At 73.5% G+C, this 15971-nt stretch carries 13 protein-coding genes and 1 pseudogene; 11 read left to right on the forward strand and 3 right to left on the reverse strand.

Going from position 1 to position 15971, the window contains the following annotated elements; translation table 11 throughout:
* Positions 1-99: 99 nt before the first annotated feature.
* Complete coding sequence (locus QF030_RS33385) at positions 100-1989, forward strand: discoidin domain-containing protein (protein ID WP_307166281.1); 1890 nt, start codon at positions 100-102, stop codon at positions 1987-1989.
* Positions 1990-2045: 56 nt separating this feature from the next.
* Here QF030_RS33385 and QF030_RS33390 read toward each other — a convergent pair whose 3' ends face one another.
* On the reverse strand, positions 2046-2387 hold the full coding sequence (locus tag QF030_RS33390) for a hypothetical protein (RefSeq protein WP_307166282.1): 342 nt from the start codon (positions 2385-2387) through the stop codon (positions 2046-2048).
* A 95-nt stretch (positions 2388-2482) separates the two neighbouring features.
* On the opposite strand from QF030_RS33390, the gene QF030_RS33395 reads away from it, so the two are divergent.
* On the forward strand, positions 2483-3340 hold the full coding sequence (locus tag QF030_RS33395) for an alpha/beta fold hydrolase (RefSeq protein ID WP_307166283.1): 858 nt from the start codon (positions 2483-2485) through the stop codon (positions 3338-3340).
* Between the two features lie 38 nt (positions 3341-3378).
* Here QF030_RS33395 and QF030_RS33400 read toward each other — a convergent pair whose 3' ends face one another.
* Positions 3379-4332: an ATP-binding protein gene (locus QF030_RS33400; RefSeq protein WP_307166284.1), complete on the reverse strand. Its 954-nt coding sequence runs from the start codon at positions 4330-4332 to the stop codon at positions 3379-3381.
* 126 nt (positions 4333-4458) lie between these two features.
* On the opposite strand from QF030_RS33400, the gene QF030_RS33405 reads away from it, so the two are divergent.
* The 4 genes from QF030_RS33405 (at position 4459) to QF030_RS33420 (ending at position 9691) form a co-directional block, all read left to right on the forward strand.
* Positions 4459-5004, forward strand: a complete 546-nt coding sequence (locus tag QF030_RS33405) for a GNAT family N-acetyltransferase (RefSeq protein ID WP_307166285.1) — start codon at positions 4459-4461, stop codon at positions 5002-5004.
* A 127-nt stretch (positions 5005-5131) separates the two neighbouring features.
* A complete protein-coding gene (locus QF030_RS33410; RefSeq protein WP_307166286.1) occupies positions 5132-6652 on the forward strand; it encodes an ABC transporter substrate-binding protein in 1521 nt (506 codons plus the stop codon).
* Positions 6653-6656: 4 nt separating this feature from the next.
* Positions 6657-8450 (forward strand): ABC transporter permease subunit, encoded by a 1794-nt coding sequence (locus QF030_RS33415; protein ID WP_307166287.1) that lies wholly within the window; start codon positions 6657-6659, stop codon positions 8448-8450.
* Positions 8447-9691 carry an MFS transporter gene (locus tag QF030_RS33420; RefSeq protein ID WP_307166288.1) on the forward strand — a complete coding sequence of 415 codons (1245 nt, stop codon included), beginning with the start codon at positions 8447-8449 and terminating at the stop codon, positions 9689-9691. Before QF030_RS33415 ends, QF030_RS33420 begins: the two co-directional genes overlap by 4 nt.
* A 359-nt stretch (positions 9692-10050) precedes the next feature.
* Here QF030_RS33420 and QF030_RS33425 read toward each other — a convergent pair whose 3' ends face one another.
* Positions 10051-10806: a CDP-alcohol phosphatidyltransferase family protein gene (locus tag QF030_RS33425; RefSeq protein WP_307166289.1), complete on the reverse strand. Its 756-nt coding sequence runs from the start codon at positions 10804-10806 to the stop codon at positions 10051-10053.
* A gap of 108 nt (positions 10807-10914) precedes the next feature.
* Here QF030_RS33425 and QF030_RS33430 point away from each other — a divergent pair, with 108 nt between their 5' ends.
* From QF030_RS33430 to QF030_RS33450, 5 genes and pseudogenes are all read left to right on the forward strand, one after another.
* Positions 10915-11904, forward strand: coding sequence for a zinc-dependent alcohol dehydrogenase (locus tag QF030_RS33430; protein WP_307166290.1), 990 nt, complete (start codon positions 10915-10917; stop codon positions 11902-11904).
* A gap of 113 nt (positions 11905-12017) precedes the next feature.
* Positions 12018-12416: a 6-pyruvoyl trahydropterin synthase family protein gene (locus QF030_RS33435; RefSeq protein WP_020125703.1), complete on the forward strand. Its 399-nt coding sequence runs from the start codon at positions 12018-12020 to the stop codon at positions 12414-12416.
* Positions 12413-13609, forward strand: a complete 1197-nt coding sequence (locus QF030_RS33440; RefSeq protein WP_307166291.1) for a glycosyltransferase family 4 protein — start codon at positions 12413-12415, stop codon at positions 13607-13609. The genes QF030_RS33435 and QF030_RS33440 overlap by 4 nt, the downstream gene beginning before the upstream one ends.
* Positions 13606-14865, forward strand: coding sequence for a trans-aconitate methyltransferase (locus QF030_RS33445; RefSeq protein WP_307166292.1), 1260 nt, complete (start codon positions 13606-13608; stop codon positions 14863-14865). Before QF030_RS33440 ends, QF030_RS33445 begins: the two co-directional genes overlap by 4 nt.
* Positions 14865-15881 (forward strand): annotated as a pseudogene (locus QF030_RS33450) (lysylphosphatidylglycerol synthase transmembrane domain-containing protein); the annotation flags it as partial. The gene QF030_RS33445 and the pseudogene QF030_RS33450, both read left to right, overlap by 1 nt.
* Between the last annotated feature and the right edge of the window lie 90 nt (positions 15882-15971).

A 15971-nucleotide genomic window follows, 5' to 3' on the forward strand; every position in this document is an offset into this window, starting at 1 on the left:
GCGGGTGCGGGAGCGCGCGCCCGCCGCGCCCCATCCCCATGAATGTCATGAGCACGACATCACACATCGGTATCATCTGTTTCCACCGAGGAGAGCCGCATGTCACCACGCACCGCTCGCACTCCCCGTACCGTCCTGACCGCCGTGGCCGCCCTGGCGCTGCTGAGCGCGGGTCCGGCCCTCGTCGCACCGGGCGCGGCCGCGGCGCCCGCCGCAGAGGCACCCGCCTGGGACGCCGACCGCGCCGCGGCCGCGTACGCCGCGAGCGCGGCTGCCGTCACCGCCTCCGGCAGCGAGAACGGCGGCACCGCCCCCGGACTCGCCTTCGACGGCAACGCCGCCACCCGCTGGTCCAGCAACTTCGCCGACGACGCCTGGATCCGGCTCGACCTCGGTACCACGATCCGCGTCGACCGCGTCGTCCTGGACTGGGAGGCCGCCTACGGCAAGCGTTACGTCCTGGAGGTGTCGAAGAACGGCACCGACTGGACGCCCTTCTACACGGAGACCGCCGGCACCGGGGGAACGGTCACCGCGCACACGTATCCCCAGGAGGCGACAGGCCGCTACCTGCGTCTGCGCGGCCTGGAACGCGCCACGCCGTACGGCTACTCGCTCTACTCCCTCAAGGTCTTCGGCGGCGAACCGGCCCCCGCCTCCACGTCGCGTTCCAACCTCGCCCTGAACCACCCGGCCTACACGAACTACTACCAACACGCGGGCGGTTCACCGGCGTTCGTCACGGACGGTGGCCACCCGGCCAACCTGAAGGACGACGCCACCCGCTGGTCGAGCGACTGGAACGCGGACCGCTGGGTCGCCGTCGATCTCGGCGCGACGTCGACGATCGACACCGTCGAGCTCTACTGGGAGGCGGCCTACGCCGTCGACTACCAACTCCAGGTCTCCGACGACAACCGCACCTGGCGCACGGTGTACCAGCCGTCGGCGGCGGAGGTCGCCGCCCGCCGCGCGAACGTCAAGTCCCCGTCGGAGGCGGTGGGTCTGCGCGACAGCGTAAGACTCTCCCAGCCCGCCACCGGCCGTTACGTCCGCATGCTGGGCAAGGAGCGCCGCTCCTTCTACAACCCGGCACCCGCCACCGCCCAGTTCGGCTACTCCCTCTACGAGTTCGAGGTCTGGGGCACCGGCGGAAGCGCCTCCGCCGCCTACCCCGCCCTCTCCGGCGAGCAACAGGGCACGTACCGGACGGCGTTCTTCGACGACTTCACCACCGCCTCCCTCGACCGCTCCAAGTGGCGGGTGGTACGCACCGGAACGGAAATGGGCTCCGTCAACGGTGAGGCACAGGCGTACGTCGACTCCACCGAGAACGTCCGCACCGAGAACGGCGCCCTCGTCCTGCGGGCCAAGTACTGCAAGGGCTGCACCCAGGCAGGTGGCACCTACGACTTCACCTCCGGCCGCGTGGACACCCACACCAGGTTCGACTTCACCTACGGACGGGTCAGCGCCCGGATGAAGCTGCCCGTCGGCGACGGCTTCTGGCCCGCCTTCTGGCTGCTGGGCAGCGATGTCGACGACCCTTCCGTGTCCTGGCCGGCCTCCGGCGAGACCGACATCATGGAGAACATCGGCTACGCCGACTGGACCAGCTCCGCCCTGCACGGCCCCGGCTACTCGGCGGACGGCAACATCGGCGCCCGCCAGACCTACCCGAGCGGCGGCCGCGCCGACGCCTGGCACACGTACGCGGTCGAGTGGACGCCGACCGGCATGCGCTTCTCCGTCGACGACCGCCTCGTCCAGGAGACGACCCGCAACAAGCTGGAGTCCACCCGTGGCCAGTGGGTCTTCGGCCACAACCAGTACGTGATCCTCAACCTCGCCCTCGGCGGCGCGTACCCGGCGGGCTGGAACCAGGTGACCAGCCCTTACTGGGGCCTGCCGCAGTCGAGCGTGGACCGGATCGCCGGCGGGGGAGTGCAGGCGGAGGTGGACTGGGTGCGGGTGGAGCAGAAGGGATAGCCGCGGGCGATCCCGGTCGAGGGGAGGCGGACCGGATCCGCGGGTTCGTGTGTTCGTCAATGCGTGCGTTCGTGGCGGAGGCCCGAGCCACTGTGTCCCGGCGGCGACGCTGTCGTGTGTGCCGCCGGGACGCCGCCGTACCGCCTACTCGTCTGCTGCAGGCCGGTGCCGGCCGGCAGCAGGACCGTGGCGACGCCCGAGGTGACCCGGGCGACCACGGTCACCGAGGCGTCCGGGGCCGCGAACATGCCGGTGGCGGCCGGACCGAGGAACACCCCGAACGGCTGGGGGCCCGTCCTGGGACGGCATCGGGCCGGGCGTCCGCCGTCGGCGGCGGGGATCCACGGACGAAGGACTTCCACGGTGCTCGCGAGAGCCACCGGACAGGACGTGATCATCAGCCAGTAGCGTGCACGGGCGCGAGGGGCGGATCCGGGCTTCGGGCAGCCGAATCCGCTTGATCCGCCCCCGCGGTCCTGCGACCCTCGGGCGCATGTCCACCTTCACCGCCCCCGACGGAACCCGCCTCGCCTGCCACGAGTCGGGAGACGGGCCGCCCCTGGTCTGTCTGCCCGGCGGGCCCTTGCAGTCCGCCGGTTACCTGGGCGACCTGGGCGGGCTCACGTCGCATCACCGGCTCATCGGGCTGGATCCGCGGGGCACGGGGGAGTCGGCGACTCCGCGGGACACGGCGTCGTACCGGTGCGATCGCCTGGTCGACGACGTCGAGGCCCTGCGTGGGCATCTCGGCCTCGACCGGATGGATCTCCTCGCGCACTCCGCCGGAGCCAACCTCGCGGTGCTCTACGCCGCCCGCCACCCCGATCGCGTCGCCCGACTCCTGCTGATCACCCCGAGCGTCTACGCCGTCGGTCTCCAGATCACCGCCGAGGACCGTCTCGCCACGGCCCGTCTGCGTCGGGACGAACCGTGGTTCGCCGCTGCGTACGCGGCGCTGGAAGCGGTTACCGCCGGGCGCGCCACGGCCGACTCCTGGGCCGCCGTCGCCCCCTTCTGGCACGCCCGCTGGGACGAGGCGGCCCGCGCCTTCGACGAGGCAGGAGACCGGGCGAAGAACCACGAGGCTGCTCCCGCGCACATGGCCCAGGGCGCCTTCTCCCCGGCTGCCACCCGTGAGGCGCTGACGGCCTTCTCGTCGCCGGTCCTGCTCCTGGCGGGGGAGACGGACCCGGCGGCTCCGCCACCGGTGATGAGGGAGTTCGCGCAACTGTTCCCGAACGCGGAACTCATCGTGCAGCCGGGAGCGAGCCACTTTCCCTGGCGGGACGATGCCGTGCGGTTCGTGGCGAACGTGAAGGCGTTCACGGGCGGTGCCGCCGTTCCGGTGTGATCCGACCCCGCCTGAGCGGCGAGGGACTGGCACTCAGGTCAGTGAAGTGATGCCGGGCCCGGGACGAACTCCGGGTCCACCTGGGCGGCCAGGTCCTGGCCCGTCGCAGCGTCCGCCCAGGCGCGGGCGTTGCGGAGGTGGAACTCCACGGCGTGGCGGTGCATTGCCGGCCAGTTCTTCTCGCGGGCGTCGACCGTCTCGCGCAGCAGCCTGAGGGCGTGACGGTTGGGTTCCTCCAACTCGCCCTGTGGGCGACCCCGTTCGGCCGAGCGGACCCAGGGGGAGACGACGAGGTGGGTGAGGAGGTCGTCGCCCACTTCCTCCTTGAGGAAGAGCAGGTCGTCCTCGCCGGTCACCTTGTTGCCGACCACGGCGAGCGGGATGCCGAACTCGCGTGCGTTGTCGCGGTACTGGCGGTAGACGGAGACGCCCTTGCGGGTGGGTTCGGCCACCAGGAACGTCATGTCGAAGCGAGTGAAGAGACCGGAGGCGAAGGCGTCGGCGCCGGCCGTCATGTCCATCACCAGGTACTCGCCCGGGCCGTCCACCAGATGGCTCAGATAGAGCTCCACCGCGCCGAGTTTGGAGTGGTAGCAGGCGACCCCCAGGTCGCTCTCGTCGAACTCGCCCGTCACCATCAGCGGCACGCCACCGACCCGCTGGACGTGCCGCGTGTGCAGTTCGTCGTCGCCCAGCAGGCGCAGCAGCCGGGAGCCGCGGCCCGGCGGGGTCGTCTTGACCATCGCCTCGCGGGAGGCGATCCGGGCGTTGGTACCGCGCAGCAGGTCCTTGAGGTCACTCAGATGCGCGGCGAGGGGCGGCGCCTCGAAGGGCGCCGTGTCCGCCGCGGGGTCCAGCGCCTCGGCCAGATGCTGGTTGATGTCCCCGTCCACGGCCAGCACCGGTGCCCCGGATCGCGCCAACTGCCGGGCGAACAGAGCGGACAGCGTCGTCTTGCCACTTCCGCCCTTCCCCACGAACGCGACGCGCATCACAGCACCCCCTTGTTGAAAATGAATGTCATGTGGCTAGATTTAGGGGCGCGCCGCGACCTCTGTCAAATCCGGGAGTGATGGTCAAGTGATCAACTTTGCTCGCTTAATGCATATAATGTGCAAGTGCGTGACTATTGCATCAGGCCCGCGGGCCCCGAGGACCTCGACGGCGCCCGAGCCGTCATGCTCGACACCGTCTACCGCGATTTCGGAACCGGTTACGTGCCCCGCTGGCACGGCGACATCATCGACCCCGTCGCCGCCTACCTCGTCCCGGCCCGCCACGTCCTGCTGGTCGCGCTCGACGGCGAGGACGGCGAGGACGGCGAGGTCGTCGCCACGGCGGCCCTGGACTCCCGTGGTCCCGCGCATCCGCCCAACCCACGCCGTGTCGCCGAGCGCTACCCCTCCGGCACGACCGCGCAACTGCGTCGCGTCTACGTCCGCCGGGAGCACCGGCGGCGTGGCATCGCGCGGCGGCTGGTCGCCGAACTCCTCGCCTTCGCGGCCGCGGACGGCGGCTATCGGTCCGTCTACCTGCACACGGACCCGGCCGTGGAGGGAGCGGAGGGGTTCTGGCGGTCGCTCGGCACCGTCGTGCACGACGAGCGGGAGGAACTGACCGGCGGCCAGCGCATCGTGCACTTCGACGTCCCTCTCGACATCTGATCCGACGTCTGTTGCGACGTCTGTTCCGGTGTTTCTCCCGGCGTCCCCCTCGGCGTCCCGCTCCCCACCACTCCCTCCCTTTCCGCCCCTCCTTCCTCCCGCTCTCGTCCCACAGGCCGGTAACTTCATGCGCTTCCCCCGTCGTCCCCGCCATGCCCGTCCTCCCCGGCTCCTCGCCGCCTTCCTCCTCACCCCGCTGCTCGCCGGCTGCTTCGCCTCCTCAGACGGTGACGGCGGCGCGGGATCCGGCGCCGACAACGGCTCCCGGTTGCGCGTCGCCCTGGCTTTCCCGCCCGCCGAGAACCTCTCTCCCCACGGCGCCGACGCGACGATCCTCAGTCGTCTCGGGGTCACCGAGGGGCTGACCACCCTTGACGCCAACGGCGCCGCCGCCCCCGCGCTCGCCGCCTCCTGGCGCCGTGAGGACGAGCGCAATTGGCTGTTCACCCTGCGCGAGGCCGCTTTCCAGGACGGCACGGACGTCACGCCGGCCGCCGTCGCCGCTTCCCTCACGCATGCCACCGAGGCGGAGCCGCCCCCGGCCGCCCTGTCCGGCATCACCCTCACGGCGACAGCGGAGGGCAGTACCGGCGTACGGGTCACCACCGCCGCCCCCGACCCGGTCCTGCCCCTGCGCCTGTCCAGCCCCGGCCTTGCCGTCCTCGCCCCGAAGGCCTACGGCGCGAAGGGAGCCGTCGACCCGGTCGGCACCGCCACCGGACCCTTCGAACTCACCGAAGTCACCGGCGCCACCGCCGCCGCTCTCGACCGCTTCGACGACTACTGGGGCGGCCGGGCCCAGGCCTCCGGCGTCGACGTGCGCTTCATCGCCGACGGAACCGCCCGCGCCAACGCCCTGCGCACCGGGCAGGTGGACCTCGCCGAGGCGATACCCGTCGCCCAGGCCGCCACCCTCGACGCGGACACCCGCCGCGAGACCGCCACGACCCGCACCACCAGCCTGCTTCTCAACGTGAAGTCCGGCGTCTTCAAGGATCCGGCCTTGCGGGCCGCCGCGCGCGCGGCCGTCGACACCGCCGCCCTCGCCGAGGGCGTCTACGAGGGTCACGCGGACGCCGGCGCCGGCCTGTACGGCCCCGCCGTCACCTGGGCCGAGAGCAAGCGCGTCCGGCCCGTCGGGCGCGTGAGGGCCGGTAGCCCCGACGGTGCTTCGCTCACCCTCGCCACCTACGACAACCGACCCGAACTCCCGGAAGTGGCACAGGTGTTGAAGCAGCAACTGGAGAAGGCCGGCTTCCGGGTGAAACTGGAGGTGCGTGAGTACTCGAGGCTGGAGAGCGACGCGCTCGCCGGGAAGTTCGACGCCTTCGTCGGCGCCCGCAACAGCCTCCTCGACACCGGCGACCCCGTCTCCCTGCCGGCCAGTGACTTCGCCTGCGACGGCGGCTACAACCTCGCCCTGCTGTGCGACAAGGGCGTCGACCGGGCGGTCGCCGAGGCGCAGACGGTCTCCGACACCGGCGAGCGCCAGGACGCCGCCATGGCGGCCGAGGCAGCGATCCTCGGCACCGACGCCGTCGTCCCGCTCGTCCATCAGCGCGTCATCACGGGGGTCGGCGCCGGGGTCGGCGGTGCGCTGCTCGATCCCTACGAGCGCACCCTCGTCGGCGCCGGGACCCGGCGCTGACGGCATGAGGAGCAGGCTGGGCGCGCTGCTGTGGCGTGCCGTGCTGGCCGCCCTGCTGGTGTGCGGCATCGGGCTGCTGCCCTGGCTGTCGCACACCGACCCGGCGCTGACCGTACTGAAGGCGCGGTCCGCCGACCGTGACGCGACGCCCGAGGTGCTCGCCGACATCCGCGCCCGACTCGGTGTGGACGAAGGCCCGTTGCGCCTTCTCGGGCAGTGGCTCGCGGGGTTGCCGCGCGGGGACGCCGGACGGTCGTGGATCTCCGGTGCCGACGTCCTGCCCGGCGTCCTGGAGGCTCTCGGCGCGTCCCTGCTGCTGATGCTCGTCGCGTCGGCGGTCGCCCTGGTCACCGCCGCCGGTGTGTGCGCCCGCACGCTGTGCCTCGGAGCGCGGCGGCGCCTGGCGGGCCGGCCCGGCGGCGGTTCCGGGTCCGCCGTGCTCGCCGCACTGCCCGAGTTCCTGACCGCTTCCGTGCTCGCCACCGTCGTCGGTGTGCAGTGGGGATGGCTGCCCGCCGTCGGCTGGTACGGCCCGCAGTGGACGGTGCTGCCCGCGCTCGCCCTGGGGCTGCCCGCGGGCGCCGTCCTCGGCCGCCTGCTCGACGACCAGCTGCCGGCGGCCTTCGCAGAGCCCTGGGCGTCGGCCGCCGCCGCGCGCGGAACGACCGGCCGCAGCATCGCCCGCAAGGCGCTGCGCCGCTGTGTGCCAGGACTGCTGCCCAACCTCGGGCTGTTCGTCGTGGGCCTGACCGGCGGGTCGGTCGCCGTGGAACAGATCTTCGACATCCCCGGCCTCGGCCGGACCACCCTCCAGGCCGCGATCGCGCAGGATCTGCCCGTCCTCCAGGCCGGCACCCTCGTCCTCGTCGCCCTCGCGGCCGCCACCACCGTCGGCGCCCGCCTCGCCGCCCGGCTGCTCATCGGTCCCGCGCTGCGCGACGGCGCGCTGCACACGCTCCACCGGCCGTCGCCGCCGGTCCGCAGGATCCTGCCGGTCGCCTACGGTCTCGCACTGTCCGTCGTCATCCTCCTCGGGCTGCCCCGCGATCCGCTCGCCCTCGACACCGCGGCCCGCCTCCGATCGCCCTCCGCCGCCCATCCGTTCGGCACCGACGCGCTCGGCCGCGACGTCCTCGCCCGGGTCGCGCACGGCGCCCTCGACACCCTCCTGCTCGCCCTCGCCATCAGCGCGATCGGCCTGACGGCCGGAGTCCTGCTCGGGCTGCTGCCCCGGTTGTCCGGGCCGCTGGTCGACACCGTGAACGCCGTACCGCCGGTGCTGGCCGCGCTGCTCGTCGCCGCGGTGTGGGGCAGCGGACCCACGACGCCCGTTCTCGCCGTGGCCGTCGTGGCCTGGGCGCCGCTCGCCGCGCACACGTCCGCGCTGCTGCGGCAGGAACGGGCCACCCTCCACCTGACCGCCACCCGCGCCCTCGGCGCCGGTCCCGGGTACCTGCTCAGGAACGAGCTGCTGCCCGCCGTCCTCCCGCCCGTCGCCCGGCACGCCCTTCTGCGGCTGCCCGGCATCGCCCTCGCCCTGGCCTCGCTCGGCTTCCTCGGCCTCGGCGCCCAGCCGCCGTCCCCGGAGTGGGGCCTGCTCCTCGCCGAGAACCAGCCCTACGCCGAACGCGCCCCCTGGGCCGTGCTCGCCCCCGCCGCCGTCCTCGCCCTTCTCGGCGCACTTGCGGTGACCGCGGCCGGCGGACTGCGACGACCGAGGCCACGGCCCACCCGTACGGCAGACCCGGTCGCCGACGAACAGCCGTCCCGTTCAGCCGAGTCGACGGTGACCGCATGACGGTGACACACCTCTTCCCGCGCCGCGTCGCGAAGGGGGCGCCCCCGCTCTCTCCCCTTCTACGTCTGCTGATCCTCACCCAACTCGCTTTCAACGTCGGCTTCTTCGCCGTCCTGCCCTTCCTCGCCGAGCATCTCGGCGACGCGATCGGCATGGCGGGCTGGCTGGTCGGGTTCGTGCTGGGGCTGCGGACCTTCAGCCAGCAGGGGCTGTTCGTGGTCGGCGGGGCGCTCGCCGACCGGTACGGCGTCCGTCCCGTCGTGCTCGCCGGGTGCGCGCTGCGCATCGCCGGGTTCGGCTGGCTCGGTCACGCCGAGCGGACCTGGACGGTCGTCGGGGCGGTGCTGCTGATCGGGTTGGCGGCCGCGCTGTTCTCCCCCGCAGTCGAGTCCGAGGTGGCGCGGCAGGCCGTCGTCCACGAGGAAGCGGGCGGTGGGCCGCGGACCCGGGTGCTGGCCCTGTTCACCGTCGCCGGGCAGGCCGGGGCGTTCGTCGGGCCGTTGCTCGGCGCGCTGCTCCTCGCCGTCGACTTCCGCACGGTGTGTCTGGCCGGAGCCGGTGTCTTCGTCCTCGTCCTCGCCGGTCACGCGTGGCTGCTGCCGCAGCACATCCCCGGCCGCTCCCGGATCCAGGTACGCGGCGGTGTCGGCCCGTTGCTCCGCAACCGCGGCTTCCTGGCCCTGTGCTGCGCGTACGGCGCCTATCTCCTCGCCTACAACCAGCTCTACCTCGCCCTGCCCGCCGAGGTGGAGCGGGCGGCCGCCTCGCAGGCGCCGCTGGCCTGGCTGTTCGCCCTGTCGTCGCTGCTGGTCGTGACCGCCCAGCTGCCCGTCACGCGGTGGGCGGGGGAGCGGATCGGCCTGCGCCGCTCCATGGCGGCCGGGCTCGCGCTCATCGCCGCGGGGTTCGCGGTCGTGGCCGCCGCCCTGCCCGCCGGAAGGACCGGCACGGCCGGGCTGCTGCCCGCGACGGGCTTCGTCCTGCTGCTCACGCTCGGTCAGATGCTCGTCGTCCCCGCCGCCCGCGCCTGGGTGCCCGACCTCGCCGAGGAGGGCCGGCTCGGCCTGTACACCGGGGCGCTGTCCTCCGTCTCCGGGCTGATCGTGCTGCTCGGCAGCGCTGCCACCGGCACTCTCCTGGACGCGGGGCTGCCCCCGGCCGTCCCCTGGCTCCTCCTGGCCGCCGTACCGGCCGCGGCCGTCGCGCTCCTTCCCCGGCGGCCGCGACCGCGGCAGCGCTGAACGGGGCAGCGCTGAACGGGGCAGCGCTGAACGGGGCGGCGCAGGGACGCGACAGCCCCTACCGGTGGGACGCGTGTACGCGGAGGAACGTGCACGCGGCAGCGCCTGTCCGCGATGGGGCGTACCGGTGGGAGGACGTGAGAGCGGAAGAACGTGAACGCGGGAGCGCCGGCCGCCGTATCGGTCGGACGTGGGAGGACCCGTCACCATGAGTGCGTCGTCGGCGTGCTGGGCCTCGCGGCTGCCGCCTTCGCCGTCGTACGGACGCGGAGCGGCACGGTCGTAGAACGCGGGAAAGCCCATGGGGCAGGGCCCGGACCGTGAAACCGGTCCGGGCCCTGCCCCATGGGAGAGAGGAGCTACACGAGTTCCAGCAGCTTCGGCGCCGGCGTCTGCGCGGCGATCCGCGAGGTCCGCCACAGCCACAGCACGTCCCGGCCGAAGGACCACACCAGCGAGCCCAGCGCCAGCAGGACGACGGCGAAGTTGGCCGCGAACGGCAGCAGGTCCGCGCCCGCCAGCAGCAGCAGGACACCCTGGAGCGCGGCGACCGTCTTGCGCGCGGTGCTCGGCGGGAGCGGGGCGTTGAGCCAGGGGGCGACGCGGGCCGCCGCGACGAACACGTAGCGCATGCCGCCGATGAGAAGGACCCACGGGCCCAGTGCCATCGAGACGTACACGCTGAGCACCAGGATCAGGAACGCGTCGACCTCCATGTCGAAGCGCGCGCCCAGGGCCGTCGAGGTGCCGGTGCGGCGGGCGACCTTGCCGTCGACGCCGTCGAGGATCAGGGCCACGGCCGTCAGACCGACCAGCAGCGTCACCGGAGGCGTGCTCTCGAAGGAGTCCGCGACCAGCGCGGTCACCCCGCCGACCAGGGTCGCCCGGCCGAGCGTGACCCGGTTGGCAGGGCCGAACGAGCGCAGACTGGAGCGGTGCAGCGCCCGGGAGAGCACCCCCCAGGTGGCGATGGCGAAGACGAGGCCGGTCACCCAGCCCGCCGGCCCCAGGCCGATCGCCGAGCCGAGCAGAGCCAGCAACAGGATCTGAACGCCCGCTCCCACAGCGGTCTCCTGCTGAACCAGCCTCGCGTCGTAAGTGTTGTTCAGGGCCACCGCACATTCCTCCGGCCAGATGACAAAGATGATCAGTGCCGCGTACTGTGCGCGGACTGTGCACACCTCGGTACGTGGGCCGGTTGCCGATCGTTCAGGAGAATGCCGATGTCCGTCACCGCTCGTGCGTTCTGGGTCAGCTCTCCGGGCGAGGGGGAGATCCGCGAGGTCGTCGTCCCCGACCCCGCCGAGGACGAGGTGCTGGTGCGCTCGTCGTGGTCCGGCGTCAGCCGTGGCACGGAGACCCTCGTGTTCCGCGGCGGGGTGCCCGAGAGTCAGCGTGCGGCGATGCGCGCGCCGTTCCAGGAGGGCGACTTCCCGGCGCCCGTGAAGTACGGCTACCTCAACGTCGGAGTGGTGGAGAGGGGACCGGCGGCGCTGGTCGGGCGCACGGTCTTCTGCCTCTACCCGCACCAGACGCGGTTCGTCGTCCCGGCGGCGGCGGTGACCGTCGTACCGGACTCGGTGCCCGCACCGCGGGCCGTCCTCGCCGGCACCGTCGAGACGGCCGTCAACGCGCTCTGGGACGCGGCGCCGCTGGTCGGCGACCGGATCGCGGTGGTCGGCGGGGGCATGGTCGGCTGCTCGGTGGCCGCGCTGCTCGCCCGCTTCCCCGGCGTCCGCGTGCAACTGGTGGACGCCGACCCGGCGCGGGCCAAGGTCGCCGAGGCCCTCGGTGTCGACTTCGCCGCTCCCGAGGACGCGCGCGACGGTCTGGACCTCGTCGTGCACGCCAGCGCCACCGAGCAGGGGCTCGCGCGTTCCCTGGAGCTGCTGTCCGCCGAGGGCACCGTCCTCGAACTGAGCTGGTACGGCGACCGGAAGGTCTCCCTCCCGCTCGGCGAGGACTTCCACTCCCGGCGGCTGGTCATCCGCAGCAGCCAGGTCGGCACCGTCTCCCCGGCCCGCCGCGCCAGCCGGACGTACGCCGACCGGCTGGCGCTCGCCCTGGAGCTGCTGGCCGACCCGGCGCTCGACGCCCTCGTCACCGGAGACAGCGCATTCGAGGAGCTGCCGGAGGTGATGCCGAAGCTCGCGTCGGGCGAGATTCCGGCCCTGTGTCACCGCGTCAGGTACGAGCCGGAGCGCCTGACCTGAGAAAAGAGTGAGATCGGGCTGAACAAGGGGAAGTGAAGGTCCGTACTACACGGCATCCCCCGGGCGGCCAACGGCCGGGGGGAGCAGAGGCGCCGCACCTGGAGGGTCGTCCGTTGTTCAGTGTCACCGTCCGCGATCACATCATGATCGCCCACAGCTTCCGCGGCGAGGTCTTCGGACCCGCGCAGCGCCTGCACGGAGCGACGTTCCTCGTGGACGCCACTTTCCGCCGCGAGCAGCTGGACGACGACAACATCGTCGTCGACATCGGGCTGGCCACGCAGGAGCTCGGCGCCGTGGTCAGCGAGCTGAACTACCGCAACCTCGACAACGAGCCCGACTTCGCCGGGGTCAACACCTCGACCGAGTTCCTGGCGAAGGTCGTCGCGGACCGGCTCGCGGAGCGGATCCACAAGGGCGCGCTCGGCGAGGGCGCCCGGGGCATCGCCGCCATCGCCGTCAGCCTGCACGAGTCGCACGTCGCCTGGGCGAGTTACGAGCGTGCGCTGTGACCGACGTGACCATGGAGAAGGCCGCCGTGGCCAAGGCCCCGCTGGCGTACGTGCCCGCGCAGGCCACGCTTCCCAAGATCGGCGGGATCATCCCCATGTCCCTGCGTTCCGTGCAGTTCGTGATGCCGGGCGGTGTCGACGACCCGGCGAACCCGAGCGGCGGCAATGCTTACGACCGGCGCCTGTGCCTGGATCTGCCCGGCTTCGGCTGGCAGGTGCACAAGCACCGGGTGTCCGGGTCCTGGCCCCGCCCGGAGGCGGCCGCCCGCGCGGAACTGGCGCGGACGCTGCGTGAGTTCCCCGACGGCACGGTCGTCCTCCTCGACGGAATCGTGGCCTGCGGGGTGCCGGAGATCATCGCCCCCGAGGCGGAGCGGCTGCGGCTCGCCGTCCTCGTCCACCTCCCGCTGGGCGACGAGCGGGGTCTCGCGCCCGAGGTGGCGGCCGAGCTCGACGCCAAGGAGCGGGAGGTGCTGCGGGCCGTCCCCGCGGTGATCGCCACCAGCGACTGGGCGGTCCGCCGTCTCGTCTCCCACCACGGGCTCGCCCCCGACCGGGTCCATGTCGCCGCCCCCGGCGCGGACATCGCCCCCCTCGCCTCCGGCACCGACGGCGTCTCGCGCCTGCTGTGCGTGGCAGCCGTCACCCCGCGCAAGGGCCAGCACCGGCTGGTGGAGGCGCTGGCCGCGGCGAGGGACCTGCCGTGGAGCTGCGTGTGCGTGGGCGGACTCGGGCAGGACCCGGAGTACGTCGCCCATCTGCGCGGCCTGATCGCCGAGTACGGCCTACAGGACCGGCTGGAGCTGGCGGGACCGAAGACCGGCGCCGACCTCGACGCCGCCTATGCCTCCGCCGACCTGATGGTCCTCACCTCCTACGCGGAGACGTACGGCATGGCCGTCACCGAGGCGCTCGCCCGCGGCATCCCCGTCCTCGCGACGGACGTCGGCGGGCTGCCGGAGGCGGTCGGCCGCGCCCCCGACGGCGGTGTCCCCGGCATTCTCGTCCCGCCGGAGGACCCGGCCGCCCTCGCGGTCGAGCTGCGCGGCTGGTTCGGCGAGGCAGACGTACGACGTCGTCTCAAGGCCGCCGCGCGGGGCCGCCGGGCGGCCCTGAACGGCTGGGCGACCACCGCCCAGAGCCTGGCCGGTGTCCTCGGCCGGCTTCCCGGCGACCCCCGGAGGGCGGCATGAGGAAGACGACGGCGACCCCGGCCGATCTGGCACGACGCGTGGGCGGCATTCCGGCGCAGCCGGTCCGGAAGGAGGCTGGTTCCGTGGTGGACTCCCTGATCCCCGACGGCGGTTCGGCGGCACGTGCGGTGGCGCCGGGCCCGGAGTCCGTGACGCGGACGGTGAGTTCCGGTACCGGTACTGGTAACGGTTCCGGCTTCGGGGCGCGTGTCGCGGACGCGCAATCCGCGGCGCAGGCAGCGACCTCCGGTACGGGCCCGGCTTCCGGTCCGGTACCGCAGCCCGTGGCCGGCGGTGCGGAGTCCCCGGTGGAGCCGGTGGCTTCCGGTGCCGACGCTGCGGCGGGCGGTGTCATCGCCGGCGCCGGGCCGGTGAGCGGGACCGGCGAACGGCCCACCGTGCGGCTGCGGGACGTCGGTCCTGACGAGCAGCCCCGTTACGCCCCCGAGTGGCTGGAGCTGCGCGAGCCCGCCGACGCCGCCGCCCGGTCGATGGAGCTGCTGGACCCGCTGCGGATCCGGCTCGCCAACCTGCCGGGGCGCGGCGGTCTCGCCATCCACGACCTGGGGTGCGGCACCGGCTCGATGGGCCGCTGGCTGGCCCCGCGCCTGGACGGCGCCCAGCACTGGATCCTGCACGACCGTGACCCCTACCTCCTGCACTTCGCGGCCGTCGCCTCTCCCCGGGCGGCCGCCGACGGCAGCCGGGTCACCGTCGAGACACGGCGCGGCGACGTCGCCCGGCTCACCCCGGACGCCCTGCTCGGCGCCTCGCTGGTCACCGCGTCCGCGCTGCTGGACGTCCTCACCCGCGAGGAGGTCGAGACGCTCGCCGCGGCCTGCGCGGGCGCGGGCTGCCCTGCGCTGCTGACACTGTCGGTCGCCGGACGCATCGAACTCAGCGTGCCCGACCCGCTGGACGACGAGATCGCCGCGGCCTTCAACGACCACCAGCGGCGCGGCGGCCTCCTCGGTCCCGACTCGGTGACCGTGGCCTGCGAGGCGTTCGCCGCCCACGGCGCGACCGTCAAGGTGCACCCGAGCCCGTGGCGGCTCGGCCCCGAGAACGTGGGTCTGACCGCCCAGTGGCTGCGCGGCTGGGTCGGCGCGGCCGTGGAGGAGCGCCCCGCGCTGGCCGAACGCGCCGAGGCCTATCTGGCCGCCCGGCTCGCCGCCTGCGCCGCGGGTGAACTGCAGGTCACCGTCCACCACAGCGACCTGCTGGCACTGGCCAGGCCGACGGGCGGGGCGGCCTGATGAGCGCGGAGACGGTGAGCCCCCGGGTGACGCCCGCGCCGCCGGCCGTGTGGGCGGAGGGAGCGGCCAGGGCGGTCGCGCACCGGCCCCCGAGCAGCCCCGCGCCGGCCCGCACCGGCGCCGCCGTGTCCGAGGCCCGTATCGGTGTCGTCGTGACGGAGCCGCGGGCGGGGAAGTCCTCCCCGCTGCGCGCCCTGCTCGGAAACCGAGCCGTCCGCACGCACTTCGGGACGGTCGCCGCAGTCGTCATCCTCAGCGTGTTGCTGTGGCGGCTGGGCACCGGCGTCTTCCTGGACGGCCTGCGCCGGATCGACGCGCCGACGCTGCTGGTGGGGCTCGGGATCGGCGCGGTCACCACGGTGTTCAGCGCCTGGCGGTGGGCGCTGGTGGCCCGCGGGCTGCGCATCCGCCTGCCGCTTCTGCCGGCCGTCACCGACTACTACCGGGCCCTGTTCCTCAACGCTGCCCTGCCCGGCGGCGTCCTCGGTGACGTGCACCGTGCGGTACGGCACGGGCAGAGCGCCGGTGACGTCGCACGCGGCGTGCGGGCCGTGGTGCTGGAGCGCACCGCGGGACAGCTCGTGCTGGCCGTCGCAGGCGTAACGGTCCTGCTGACCCTGCCCTCCCCGGTCATGCAGGACGTACGGCACGTGGTCCCGCCGGTCCTGCTGGTCGGCGTGGGCGCACTCGCCGTCGTCCTCGCCGTGCGGATGAACTCCTCGGCTCCTCGGCGCGGCGGCCGGCTGCGGGCGGGACTGGCCGAGGCACGCGAGGGACTGCTGTCGCGGCGCAACGGGCCCGGCGTCGCCGTGTCGTCGGCGGTCGTCCTGGCCGGGCACCTCGCGATGTTCGTCGTGGCCGCGCGAGTCGCCGGCTCCGGCGCCTCCGTCCTCGAGCTGCTGCCGATCGCCTTCCTCGCCCTGCTCGCCATGGGCCTGCCGCTGAACGTCGGCGGCTGGGGCCCCCGCGAGGGCGTCACCGCCTGGGCGTTCGGCGCCGCCGGGCTCGGTGCGAGCACCGGTCTCGCGGTCGCCGTCGTGTACGGCGTGCTCAGCTTCGTGGCGGCGCTGCCGGGGGCGGTCGTGCTGGTCGTCCGCTGGTACGCG

The sequence above is a fragment of the Streptomyces rishiriensis genome (assembly GCF_030815485.1).
GTDB classification, from domain to species: domain Bacteria; phylum Actinomycetota; class Actinomycetes; order Streptomycetales; family Streptomycetaceae; genus Streptomyces; species Streptomyces rishiriensis_A.

Coding starts and splice junctions, on each gene's coding strand:
- QF030_RS33385 (WP_307166281.1), top strand. CDS start 100: ATGTCACCACGCACCGCTCGCACTCCCCGTACCGTCCTGACCGCCGTG.
- QF030_RS33390 (WP_307166282.1), bottom strand. CDS start 2,387: ATGATCACGTCCTGTCCGGTGGCTCTCGCGAGCACCGTGGAAGTCCTT.
- QF030_RS33395 (WP_307166283.1), top strand. CDS start 2,483: ATGTCCACCTTCACCGCCCCCGACGGAACCCGCCTCGCCTGCCACGAG.
- QF030_RS33400 (WP_307166284.1), bottom strand. CDS start 4,332: ATGCGCGTCGCGTTCGTGGGGAAGGGCGGAAGTGGCAAGACGACGCTG.
- QF030_RS33410 (WP_307166286.1), top strand. CDS start 5,132: ATGCGCTTCCCCCGTCGTCCCCGCCATGCCCGTCCTCCCCGGCTCCTC.
- QF030_RS33415 (WP_307166287.1), top strand. CDS start 6,657: ATGAGGAGCAGGCTGGGCGCGCTGCTGTGGCGTGCCGTGCTGGCCGCC.
- QF030_RS33420 (WP_307166288.1), top strand. CDS start 8,447: ATGACGGTGACACACCTCTTCCCGCGCCGCGTCGCGAAGGGGGCGCCC.
- QF030_RS33430 (WP_307166290.1), top strand. CDS start 10,915: ATGTCCGTCACCGCTCGTGCGTTCTGGGTCAGCTCTCCGGGCGAGGGG.
- QF030_RS33445 (WP_307166292.1), top strand. CDS start 13,606: ATGAGGAAGACGACGGCGACCCCGGCCGATCTGGCACGACGCGTGGGC.